At 68.9% G+C, this 11,199-nt stretch carries 10 protein-coding genes; 3 read left to right on the top strand and 7 right to left on the bottom strand.

The window, feature by feature from the left end; all coding sequences use genetic code 11:
• The first annotated feature begins 65 nt into the window (after nucleotides 1–65).
• Nucleotides 66–1,433: an outer membrane protein assembly factor BamB family protein gene (locus BLT97_RS06715; RefSeq protein ID WP_176953680.1), complete on the top strand. Its 1,368-nt coding sequence runs from the start codon at nucleotides 66–68 to the stop codon at nucleotides 1,431–1,433.
• 69 nt (nucleotides 1,434–1,502) lie between these two features.
• Here the strand turns inward: BLT97_RS06715 and BLT97_RS06710 are convergent, their stop codons facing one another.
• The 7 genes from BLT97_RS06710 to eccB all read right to left on the bottom strand — a co-directional run bounded on the left by BLT97_RS06710 (nucleotide 1,503) and on the right by eccB (nucleotide 8,901).
• Nucleotides 1,503–1,805 (bottom strand): WXG100 family type VII secretion target, encoded by a 303-nt coding sequence (locus BLT97_RS06710; RefSeq protein WP_093607842.1) that lies wholly within the window; start codon nucleotides 1,803–1,805, stop codon nucleotides 1,503–1,505.
• Between the two features lie 40 nt (nucleotides 1,806–1,845).
• Nucleotides 1,846–2,187: a WXG100 family type VII secretion target gene (locus tag BLT97_RS06705; protein WP_093607841.1), complete on the bottom strand. Its 342-nt coding sequence runs from the start codon at nucleotides 2,185–2,187 to the stop codon at nucleotides 1,846–1,848.
• 54 nt (nucleotides 2,188–2,241) lie between these two features.
• Nucleotides 2,242–3,483, bottom strand: a complete 1,242-nt coding sequence (locus BLT97_RS06700) for a S8 family serine peptidase (RefSeq protein ID WP_245769193.1) — start codon at nucleotides 3,481–3,483, stop codon at nucleotides 2,242–2,244.
• Nucleotides 3,484–3,520: 37 nt separating this feature from the next.
• A complete protein-coding gene (locus tag BLT97_RS37505; protein ID WP_143041315.1) occupies nucleotides 3,521–5,266 on the bottom strand; it encodes a hypothetical protein in 1,746 nt (581 codons plus the stop codon).
• Nucleotides 5,267–5,271: 5 nt separating this feature from the next.
• Entirely contained in the window at nucleotides 5,272–5,745 is a 474-nt protein-coding gene (locus BLT97_RS06690) for a hypothetical protein (RefSeq protein ID WP_093607838.1), read from the bottom strand.
• Nucleotides 5,746–6,009: 264 nt separating this feature from the next.
• A complete protein-coding gene (gene mycP / locus BLT97_RS06685; RefSeq protein ID WP_093607837.1) occupies nucleotides 6,010–7,377 on the bottom strand; it encodes a type VII secretion-associated serine protease mycosin in 1,368 nt (455 codons plus the stop codon).
• Nucleotides 7,378–7,389: 12 nt separating this feature from the next.
• Nucleotides 7,390–8,901: a type VII secretion protein EccB gene (eccB, locus tag BLT97_RS06680; protein WP_093607836.1), complete on the bottom strand. Its 1,512-nt coding sequence runs from the start codon at nucleotides 8,899–8,901 to the stop codon at nucleotides 7,390–7,392.
• Nucleotides 8,902–9,118: 217 nt separating this feature from the next.
• Between eccB and eccE the strand changes: the two genes are divergently transcribed.
• Both eccE and BLT97_RS06670 read left to right on the top strand, forming a co-directional pair.
• Complete coding sequence (eccE, locus tag BLT97_RS06675; protein WP_093607835.1) at nucleotides 9,119–10,453, top strand: type VII secretion protein EccE; 1,335 nt, start codon at nucleotides 9,119–9,121, stop codon at nucleotides 10,451–10,453.
• A complete protein-coding gene (locus BLT97_RS06670; RefSeq protein ID WP_093607834.1) occupies nucleotides 10,450–11,169 on the top strand; it encodes a hypothetical protein in 720 nt (239 codons plus the stop codon). Before eccE ends, BLT97_RS06670 begins: the two co-directional genes overlap by 4 nt.
• The last annotated feature ends 30 nt before the right edge of the window (nucleotides 11,170–11,199 follow it).

Genomic DNA, 11,199 nt, shown 5'->3' with positions numbered 1-11,199 from the left:
TCACCGAATCCGTAGCAGGGCGGCGCAGAGCATCGAGACGCAGATCCGTTCTCGTGGTGACGGTCGTGGCCGTCGCCCTGGCGGTACTGGCCGGCACCGGCTGGTTTCTCTGGCCCGGGAGCGGGAGCGGGGACGACGGCAAGTCCGCCGCTTCTGCGCCGAAAGCCGGAGATGTCGTCACCACGGTGGAGAAGGAGCCGAAGACTCCGGAGGGGGAGCTCATCGCAGAGATGGTCCCGGGCGACGATATTCCGCCGGGGGTCACTGCCCGCACACCGGGCTCGTGGGCGACGAAGGACACCTACGCCAAGAGCGACGGAGGTGCTGTCTACGGGCACCACGCGAAAAACGCCAAGCAGAAATGGCGTCTTCAGCTTCCCGGGGAGATCTGCGCCGCATCTCGCCACGTCACCTTCGGTGGAATGACCGCAGTGGTGACCGAGGAGAAGTTCGGTACCGCGCCGGCGGAGGAGTCCTGCGCGGAAGTCATTGCCTTCGATGTCAATACGGGAAAGCAGCTCTGGCGCAAGCACATCGAGCAGGCAGAGGGATCTCCGCCCTTCATGCTCGGGGTGACCGTCAGCCAGGGCGTGGCGGCGGTGACCTGGGTGGAAGGATCTTCGGCCTTCGACCTGGCCACCGGTAAGCAGCGGTGGACCAAGAATGCGGCCTCGACCTGCCGCGATACGGATTTCGGCGGCGGGCCGGAGCTCGTGGCGATTGCGCACTGCGGCGACTATGACGCTCCGGTGGTGAAAGCGCAGAAACTCAACCCCCTCACTGGAGAAGCGGAGTGGACGTACCGCGTCTCGCCGGGAATCAAGCAGGTGGAAGTCCTGTCCACCGAGCCGACCCTGCTCGGACTCTCGGCCGGTGATGCCCTGACGACGGATATCGTCGCCCTGGACGACAACGGAAAACTGCGCTCTTTGATCCGCCTGGAAGACGGAAAGTACCGCGTGCGCTGCGGACCGGGAATGGAGCAGTGCCGGGGCTACGCCGCCACCCGCGACACTCTCTACCTGGGTACGAAAGAGGGGGACGCGCTCGACCTCGATAGCCCTGCCAATGAAATCGTCGGGTTCGACCTCGACACGGGGAAGATCAGAGGCAAGAGGTTCCCGGCCAGGCCGCTCGCTCCTCTGGCGCCCCTCCGGATGAGCGGGGACAAGGTCATCGCGCAGCGCAGCTTCGCTCACACCGGCGTGATCCTGAGCCTGGATCCCGCGACCGGCGAGCAGAAGGTGCTCATGATCTACCCCAAGGGTGACGACGACGGGATGCTGAACGACGTCTACCGCAGCGAAGCGCTGTACGAGCACGGTCGGCTGTTCCTCTCGGAAAACATGATGGAGAGGCCGCCGAAGAACAAGAAGGGCGAGGTGCCCGATGCGGACAAGCCGGTGATTCTCATCTTCGGCCCCGCGCTCTGATGCCGCGCACGTCGAAGGGGTGGGCACCTCCCGCGCGTGCCCACCCCTTCGACGTCAGCGAATGACTTCCTACTGGAAGTAGCTGGCCGCCTTCTTGTCGCCGGCCATGTAGTCACCGCCGGCACGGCCGATGATGCCGCCGAGCTCCTTGAGGGCGTTGTGGATCGCCTGGGCGTCATTGTCCCAGCGCCTCATCTCGCCGTCGAAGGTCTCCTTGGCGGTGCCTTCCCAGCCCTCGGCCACCTTGATCACGGCAGTCTGGAGTGCTTTGAGGCACTCCTCCACGCGCTTCGCCTCGTTGCCGAGCGCGGTGGTCATCTCGTCGAGCGTCCCGTACTTGACGAGCAGCTCGTCGGGATTGTTGTAAGCCATCTGGTTCCCCTTGTTTACGGCCTGTCGAAATCAGAGCTGACTAGGAGTACGAGCTGAAAGCCGACTTGGTGGCGCCGACTTCGGGGTCCACCTTGCCGAGTTCCGCGTCCAGCGCCATTTCGAGGTCGTCCTTGTCGGAGCGCATCATCTGGGCCGCGTCGAGGTACTTGTTGAGCGTTCCGTTGATGTTGTTGATACGCATGTTGATCTCGCGCTGCTTCGAGTCGAACTTGCCGGCCGCGGCACCCATCCACTGGCCCTGCATGGTGTCGAGCATCTGGTGCAGCTTGCGGACCGCGGTCTGAAGGTTCTCGTAACCGCCGATCATTTCCTGTTCGAGCTTCTTGAGCTCGCCGTCTGTTAGCTTCCTGCCGCCGGACATGCGGTTCTCCTTCTCTCATGGACAACTGAGCGTGGACTGTTCGGTCGGCGCCGCTCAGGCAGCGCGCTTCCTCCGGACTACGGCGAATCCGGCCGCCGCGGCGACGACCACCACCGCGGCCCCACCGATGAGCAGCCCCGTGCTGCCGCCGCTCTCGGAACTTTCACCCGCCCCCGCCACCTCGGCCTTGTCATCAGCCTTCGCCTGCTGATCCTTCGGCGCCGCCGAGGCAGAGGGGGTGGGGGAGGCCTTCGTGTTGAGGGTCTTCTCGTTGGTCAGCGGATTGACGTCCGGATCCCCGGGCTTGCCGATGCCGCGGTTGATGGCTGCGTTGGGGCGGATGACGCCGTGGCCGAGGTACGTGCTGACCGACCCCTTCTCCGTGCCCTTCGCCCGCGCGGCACTCTCGATCATGACCCGGAGGACCTGGTTGGCGGTCCAGTCGGGGTGCTGGGACCAGATGAGGGCGGCGGAGGCGGAGGCGAGGGCGGTGGCGGCGCTGGTACCGCCGTCGCCGTCGCAGTAGCTCTTGAAGGTGTTGTCGCACCATTTGGGGATGTCGTTCCCTGGTGCAGCAAGGTCGACTACGTCGCCGTGTTGGGAATAGTCGGCGACGCTTCCATTGCGGTCCACAGCTCCGACACCGACAACGCCGGGATAGGCGGCAGGGTAGTGACGCTTATTGCCTTCCTTGGCGTTGTTGCCGACGGAGGCAAAGAGAAGCTTCCCTTTGCCCAGCGCGTACTTCACTGCATCGCGCTCCCGAAGGTCGAGGGTGTCCTTGCCGAACGACATGCTGATGATCTGGGCTTCGCTGTCAGCGGCAGCACGGATAGCGTCGGCGTCATCAAAGGCATTCACACGCTCGCCGCCTTGGAAGTCCTTGTCGCTCGTGCGGTAAGGAATGATCTTGGCTTCGGGTGCAAGGCCCTTGAGCCCACCTCCGGCACCGCTACCTGCGATCAACTCGGCCATGGTCGTGCCATGGCCGTCGAAGTCGTCGGTGGCTTCGCCTTTGACCTCCGTGGCATCGAACCCTTCGAGTACCTGGCCCTTGAGGGACGGCACCGTCGGGTTCACGCCGGAGTCGATGACAGCGACCTTGACCCCGTCACCAGTGGCGCTTTTCCAGATCGCCTCTGCCTTCATGCTGTCGAGGTACCACTGTTTGGACTGGGCGTCCGCTGCTGTCGCTGGCACGGAAGTTCCTCCGACGGCAAGTGCCGCCGCTGCCGTGCTGGCAAGCGCACCCCACAGCAACCGCTTTGGGGCGTTGTGCTGGTGCAGCGCGCTCAAACCGTGCCTCATCCTGACTTCCGGGCCTCTCTCGTATCTAGTCGATCACTGGCGGAACGGCATCGCGCCGCCGGGGCGTCCATGTCTCTTCGTCTTCCGTCAAGTAGTCCGGGCGCGTGGTGCTGGACGGCTCCTCTTCGTCCGGCCGTCGCGGCCCTGACCTACCTCCGGCCAGACCTGTACCCCCCGTGGTGAACGAGCCTCCCGCGGGGCGACGCCCGGGGGCGTTGGCACGGGGAGCGCCGACGATGCCGTTTGAGCTGGGTGTGCCCAGACCAGTGGGACGGGGCGGACCGCTTGCGTTCGAGCCGATAACGCCCGATCGTCCAGGCCTTGCCGTTGTGCCCCGTCCGGCAGAGGTCTCTGGTCCGCCTACTACCGTGCCGCGCGGAAGACGTGATGAGGACGAGCCTCCGCCCCCACGCTGAGGAGAACCGCCCATGATGCCGTTCGGATTTCCGGCACGGATACCGCCGGTTGTTCCTGCACGGCCAACAGGCCCTGTCTGTCCGGTGGTTCCAGCCGGCTTGGCGCTGGGCGTGCCACCAACAATTCCAGGTCGACCGACCGAGGGCGCGCGCCCGGGACTGGACCCGCCAGGCCCGATCGCAGTTGGACGGCCCGTGATCCCAGGAGATCGTCCGGTCGTGGGGTTCGTTCCGGCTGGAGTCGGACGAACCGTCGTGGGGCTGGGGCGCGAGTTACCAGTTGAGTTCGCCGGCCGTCCGGCACCCACCTGCGTGGTGTTCGTGTAGCTAGGGGCGAACGGGGGCACGGGCCCGTTGGATGGCCCGGTGGGCAGCGTCGTTGAGGGAGGAACCGATCCGGTAGTCGCAGTCGGGGCAGGCGGCGCCGCCACACTGTCGATCTCCATCGAAACGTCCCGCGAAGGTGGCGGTGTCGTGGCTCCGACCCCTTGCACAGTGTCTCCGGCCGCGCCCTCCGAGCCATCGCGCCCGAGTGGTGCGGCCGACGCAGCGCTGGCAGCTGCGCCTGTTCGCATTGCTGCGTCAGGATTGTCGCGCTGGTTTGAAGGCGGCGGAACCGCCGCCTTCAACCCCTCAGGAAACGTCGGCACCTTCTGCCCCGCCAACATCTCCTCGGACACCGCATAGAACGACGCCAGCCGGTTCATCTGAGTGATCGCCTCCTGGCGGTTCTCCTCAGACTTCAGCGCCTTCTGGTACTCCTTGTTGTCCGCGACCTGCTCCGCAGCGTCGAAGTGCCACGGCCTCTTCTCGACCGGGCGGTCGTCGCGAGGGGGGCGGGCTCCGAGTACGGACGCCAGCCCTGTGCTCGCCGTCTGCATCTGCGTGCCCGCCGAGTTGGCGAACGAACCGATCGACCAGGCGTGTTGGGCCAGCGCGCGCCCGAACCGGCGGAACTCCTCCGCGCCCTCGCCCTTCCAGTCGACCTTCGTGACGTACTGGTCGAGCTCCTCGGCCGCCTCGTTGAGCTTGTCCTTGGCCTTGATCAGCGCATTGCCGGCGTCCTCGATCTCGCTCGGCTTCGCCTGCTCGAGGAGGTCGAGCATCGCATTGAGGTCGGTCTCGTCGAAGTTGGTGCGGCCGAACGCCCCACCAGGGCTGCCGCCCCCGAAGGGGAACATCTCCTGCACCTTCGTGAAGGCGTCCGAGATGTTGTGCATGGCGTGAATGTCGGCCGAGCGGGCATCCTGCGCAGCCTCGTACTTCTCGCCGTACTCCTCGGGCGTGAGCTCCTTCGGTGTCTCCGAGGACGCCTTGGGCTCAGCAGCCGGCTGGGGCTGGTTGTCGTCACTCATGTCCGTCATCCCAAATCCGTCGTGCCGACCGACTTGCCGTCGTTGACCGAGCTGTTGTCCTTCGGCTTCGAGGCCTCAGCCCGCTCCCGCTCGGCCTCGACCCGCGTCTGGATCGCGTAGAACCGCTGCCGCAGCTCTTCTTCGAGGTTGTCGTAGCCGACCTCGGAGGCGCGCACGGCGATCTGCAGCATCTCCAGCTGGTCGCCCAGTGAGCGCGAGAGATTCACCAGGGCCTCATGCACGCGGTTGTACTGCTTGAAGAATCCGTCCGCTTCGACGAAGGGCAGATTGGATCCGCTGAGCGCGGCGCGGGACACCCGCTGCTGGGCGACCTTCGTGCTGCCGGCGGCGCTGTTCTCCAACTCGGAGAGCAGCGCATCGACCTTCGCCTGAAACCGCTTGAGCGCCCCGACACCCTTCTCCAGGTCGCCCGCCCCGGACGCCCGTGCGCCGACTCCGCCTCCCACAGCTTCCAGCACGCTGCTCGCCCTCCCCGTTTCCCCGTTTGCACCACCGGCAACTCATTGCGATAGCAGTAACGCGAATATCACCTATCGCAGGATGACCACTCTATCCACTGCCTACGACAGCACCAACTGTCTTCCGTGTCACGTAACTTCCCTTGCGGGGCCTGTGCGGCACGCATTGCGCCGGGCATGCTCCGGCCCGTCCGATTTGCCCACGCGCAGGCATCGCTCCCGTAACAGGAATGCGAAGAAGCCGCGAAGGCGGTGGTGCGGTCGTCACGCCTCGCCGCCGGAGACGCGGGCCGCCCGGCGCCGTGCGTCCCGGTAGGCGATCGCTCCGCCCGCCACCGCAGCCACCAACACCCCACCACCGATCAGCACATACGTGGCAAGACGGGCATTGCGCTCGTCGGGCGTCTCGCCCCGGACGAGTTCGCCCGGCTCAGGGGCCTTCGCCGCCGATACACCCTCATGAGGGACCGGGGATTCCAGCGGCCTGTCGTCCTCCGTAAGAGCACGCACAGGGTCCACCACGCCCCAGCCGACGAGGCGGTCGTGGCCGGCGATCGAGCGTTCCGCGGTCTGCTCGATCTGGGCCACGATCTGGTGCGCCTTCCAGTCGGGGTGTTCCTCCTTGAGGAGGGCCGCGACGGCGGCGACGTAGGGCGCGGAGAAACTCGTACCGTTGTCGGCGCAGTGCCCGCCACCGGGAACGGTGGAGACCATGTCGACACCCGGCGCCGCGACGTCCACGAACTCGCCGGACTGCGAGAAGGCCGCACGCTCGTTGTTGCGGTCGGAGGACGCGACGGCGAGCACACCGTCGAAGGCAGCCGGGTACGTCTCCTTGACGTTGCCGCCCAGGCCGTCGTTGCCGGCCGACGCGACGACCACGACGTTCCTGCCGAGCGCGAAGTCCACCGCCTTCTTGAGGTCGGAGTCGCCGGCGATCGGATTGACCGTGTCCTGGGAGATGTTGATGACGTCGGCGCCGGCCGAGACGGCATGCCGGATGGCGGTGGCGAGGGTGCCGGAATCGCCGTTGCCCGCCGCGTCGTTGTGCTGGATCGGAATGATCGTCGCGTCGGGAGCCAGGCCCACGAACCCGGTGCCCTTGGCCGGCCGCGCGGCGATGATGCCCGCCACCTTGGTGCCGTGGCCGACCGTGTCGGTCGTGCCGTTCTCCTTGCCGCGTTCGAGCTTGTTGCCGTTCTCGTCCTTGGCGTCCTTCGGGATGTAGTTGCGGCCGGCCCTGACGTCCACCGCGGACTTGAGCTGCTCGTTCTTGACGTCCACGCCCGTGTCGATCACCGCCACGCGGACGCCCTTGCCGGTCGCCTCCTTCCACAGCTCGTCGAGGAGTACGCGCTGGAGCGCCCACGGCCGGCCCTTGAACTTCTCCCCGCCGAAGGTGCATTGGCCCGTGGTGTCCGCGGCCGCCTCCGCCGCCGGAAGTACGGGGAGAACAGTGAGAGTTACGCAGGTGAGTGCCGTCGCGGCGGCCCCCGCCGCAAGCCGCCTCGCCGCAGCACCGGCCGCAAGCCGCCTCGCCGCAGCACCGGCCGCAAGCCGCCTCGCCGCAGCACCGGCCGCAAGCCGCCTCGCCGCAGCACCGGCCCCACTCCGCCCGATCGCATTCGTCATGACCGCGCCGCCCTACGAGCCCTGCGGCTGCCGTGCGGAGCCCGCCGAGAGCCGCGGGCCGGTCGGCAGGAAGGTGGACCACGCCGCCGGTACGGGCGTGGGGTCGACGCCCTCGTAACCGAGCCGGGTCTGCGCGTCCTGCTGCTCCGCCTGCTGTTCCTTCTTCTCCTCGGCCGAGCCGGACTCGCCGATCCCCGCGTCGTCGGTGGCGGTGTCGCCGTTGGCCTGCATCGCGTACCGCAGACCGGTGTCGGTCACCAGGAACATCGGGCCCGACTTCATGTCCCTGCCCATCACCTGCCGGAACAGCAGCCCGGTCCCGGGGGTGACGTACGCGCTGCTGCCGCCGTTCGAGGGCGTCATGGGGAAGCCGTCGCCGGCCCAGGTGCTCAGCGTCGTGGCGCCGCTGTCCTTGTCGACACCCCGCAGCACATTGCACACGGTGTCGCGGCTGCCCGCCTCGTTGACCGGGTCCGGTGCGTTCTCGGGCCACTCGAGCCCGAGGTCGAAGGCGGCGCCCGGCTCGCTGCCGAGCTCGCCGACGCTGACGGACTTCGGCTCGCCGCCCTGCCCGACCACCGCCAGGTCCTCGCTGTTGAGCAGCACCTGGGCCATGAAGTCCGAGACGGGCGCGAGGTGGTCCGCGAGCACCACGTACTGCTGCGACTCGGAGGCCTCTTCGGTCTGCAGGACCGTGCCCACCTTGTAGCCGCCGGGCACCTCGGACGCCGTCCCCGGCCGGTCGGGCAGCTCGGGGGTACGCACCGGGTCACCCTTCTTCAGGGTCGCCAGCCACTCGTCGGAGACCCGCTGCGGTGCGGTGCCGCTGCCGACGAGGGTCTGCATCAGGACGCGGTCGGTCTTGTCGACCTGGTACGCGACGCCCTCGGCGTCGACGAGGTAGCGGTCCTGCTTCGGGTCCTCCACATACAGGAGCTCCCCGCCCTTGAGCCGCTCCTTGCCGTCCGTCCTGCCCTGCTCGCGCTCGGCCAGCACGAAGGCGGCCTTCTCGATGCTGCGGCCGCCCGCGCCCGGCCGCTCGCACACGGCCCACCGCTTGGCCCGGCCTGCGTCCTCGGCCGAGGGCAGCCGGTCCGGCGCGTACGGGATGCCGATGGTCGGGCCGTGGCGCAGCTCGCTGTTGTCGAGCAGCTCCTCCTTGACGGTCACGACCTTGCCGTTGCTCCCGGAGTTGAGCAGCAGCTTGGCGGAGGCCATGTTGAGAACGGGGTGCAGCTGGTCCTTGCCGTCGGTCTTCAGAACGACATAGCGCGTCGTCGACTTGTCGGCCACGATCACGTTCTCGCCCGCGGTGTCCCACCCCTTGGGCGCCACCGGCTTGAACATTCCCCACGCGCCGAACACGGCGAGGACCACGACCCCGACGATCGCCCCGGGCATCACCGCACGCAGCGGCTTCGGCGCACCTTCTTCGGTGCCCGACGGGTTGGGCTGCAGGAACTGCGCCACGAGCCTCCGCTTCGCGAAGGTGTAGGCGTTAAGTTCATCCCGCCGTGATGCCATTTGCTCTGTGCCCCTCTCCCCGTCGGGCGACCAGGGTCCCACACGCGACCCAGGAGCTCACTGTCGTAACGGACCCCTACTATGCCTGTAGGCGGCGGCCTGCCCACGCCCAGGTGGTACAGGGGAGGGCCCCATCGGGGCTCGGGTAGGGTGAGCGCCCGTCCCAACGGGCAAGCGATCTGCGGCACATACGGACACAAAGGGGGACAACGCGGCGATGACCACTGCGACGCGTGACCGCACCGGACGCGGCACCGCGGGCACCTCCGCGCGTTCCCGAGGGCAACGGAGCAATTCGGCCCCCGTGCGCCCCGCCGCCCCCGCCGCGAAGACTCAGCTGCGCCCGCGCTCGCGCACGGGCCGGCTCGGACCCGTCCAACTGCGCCAGCTCGTCCTGCTTGAGGCCGCGCTCGCGGTCGCCGCCGTGGGTGCGGTGCTCGGTGACCTGTGGCTGATCCCGACGGCCGTGGTCGCCGCCGTTCTCGTGCTGCTCGCGGTGATACGGCGCCGTGGCCACGCACTCCAGGACTGGGCGTCGACCGTCCTGGCCTTCCGCGCCCGCCGCCGGCTGGCCGCCGAGCCGGTCCTGCCGGGGGTCGACCCGCAGCTCGCGCCCGCCGTCGAATGCGTCCCGGGCCTGGTGCCGCAGACCTACGTCGACCGCGAGCGGCGCACAGTCGGGATGCTCGGCGACGGCACGTTCCTGACGGCGGTCGTGCGGGTGGAGGCGGGAGGCGAGGCTCTGCGCCCCGCCTTCGGCGCCCGCGCGCTGCCGCTGCCGCTGCTCGCGGACGCCCTGGAAGTCGACGACATCGTCCTGGAATCCGCCCAGTTGGTGCAGCAGGTCCGCTCGGCGCCCGCCCCGCATCTGCCGCAGCAGTCCGTGGCCCGGCTCTCCTATGCCCCGCTCCAGCAGCAGACCGGGGCGCCGGCCCTCCGTATGACCTGGGTGGCGCTCAAGCTCGACCCCGAGCTCTGCGCGGAGGCCGTCGCGGCCCGCGGCGGCGGCGTCGAGGGAGCCCAGCGCTGTCTGGTCCGCGCCGCCGACCACGTCGCGAGCCGCATCACGGGTGCGGGGTTCCGCGCCACCGTCCTCGACCAGGACGAGCTCAACGCCACGCTCGCCACCTCCGCCTGCGCCAACCCGATGCTCGCCGCCCGCGCCACCCGCCCGGACGCCGCGCCGCAGCGCCGTACGGCAGAGACGGCGCGCGTGTGGCGCTGCGACGACCGCTGGCACACCACGTACGCGGTCGGCCGCTGGCCGGAACTCGGCCGCGCGGCAACCCCGTTGCCGCGCCTGGTCTCCCTCCTCACCTCCATCCCCGCGTACGCCACGACCTTCAGCCTGACCGTCCGCCGCGGCGACCACCGCAGCACCATGACGGTGAACGGGCACGTGCGCATCACGGGCGGCTCGGACAACGACCTGGTGAACGTGCGCCGTTCACTCGAAGGAGCGGCCCGCTCCGCCAAGGTGGGCCTCGTCCGCCTGGACCGTGAGCAAGTGCCCGGAGTCCTCGCGACCCTGCCGCTGGGAGGCGCCCGATGAGCTCGCCGTTGACGGTCCCCGGACGCCTGCGCGGGCTGCTCGGACCGCGCCACCCGGGTCACGCGATGCCCCTCGACGACCTCGGCGCCCTGACCCTGCCCGTCGGCGACGACGGCGTGGTCATCGGCGACGACGCCGAGGGCCGCCCCCAGATGATCGGCTTCCACCGCCCGATCCCGTATGAAGTCCTCCTCATCGGCGGCCTGTGGACGGCCCAGGTCCTGGCGCTGCGTGCCGCGGGCACCGGCGCGCGGGTGGCCGTCGAGACGGGCCGCGCCCAAGCCTGGACCACCCTCGCGCAGGCCGCGGGCGCCGGCCTGGAGTGCATCACGCTGCACGGCGTCGGCCGCGTGCCGCCCATGGGTGCCACGGTGGGCAGCCCGGTCGTGGTCGTCCGCGACTGCGGCATGCGCCCACCGCGCGGCCGCGTCGTCGCCTCCCCGTGGCAGTCGGTACTGACCCTGCTCCCCTACATGAGCCCGGTAGCCCCCCGCCTCATGCGCAACTCGGCCCTGGTCGGCATCCAGCGCGTCTCCCCGGGCGAGGCCGAACAGATCGGCAAGATCCTCGGCCTGTCCGCGGCGGAGGTGGAGGCCCTGCCGACCCTGGCCGACGGCGTCACCCTGTGGTGCGCGGGCGCGGACCGCCAGTGGGTCATGACGACGGGCACGGACGCGGAGACGGGTCTGCTGGGCGTGGCCCGCCGCATGGACTGAAGCGGCAGGGACTGAATCCGCAGGGACGGA

Origin of the sequence: Streptomyces indicus (assembly GCF_900100315.1) — a bacterium.
Taxonomy (GTDB): Bacteria; Actinomycetota; Actinomycetes; order Streptomycetales; family Streptomycetaceae; genus Streptomyces; species Streptomyces indicus.
Note: the sequence above shows the minus strand (reverse complement) of the source record. Positions and strands in the feature narration are given on the sequence as shown.

Coding starts and splice junctions, on each gene's coding strand:
- mycP (WP_093607837.1), bottom strand. CDS start 7,377: ATGACGAATGCGATCGGGCGGAGTGGGGCCGGTGCTGCGGCGAGGCGG.
- BLT97_RS06705 (WP_093607841.1), bottom strand. CDS start 2,187: ATGTCCGGCGGCAGGAAGCTAACAGACGGCGAGCTCAAGAAGCTCGAA.
- BLT97_RS06670 (WP_093607834.1), top strand. CDS start 10,450: ATGAGCTCGCCGTTGACGGTCCCCGGACGCCTGCGCGGGCTGCTCGGA.
- eccB (WP_093607836.1), bottom strand. CDS start 8,901: ATGGCATCACGGCGGGATGAACTTAACGCCTACACCTTCGCGAAGCGG.
- BLT97_RS37505 (WP_143041315.1), bottom strand. CDS start 5,266: ATGAGTGACGACAACCAGCCCCAGCCGGCTGCTGAGCCCAAGGCGTCC.
- eccE (WP_093607835.1), top strand. CDS start 9,119: ATGACCACTGCGACGCGTGACCGCACCGGACGCGGCACCGCGGGCACC.
- BLT97_RS06710 (WP_093607842.1), bottom strand. CDS start 1,805: ATGGCTTACAACAATCCCGACGAGCTGCTCGTCAAGTACGGGACGCTC.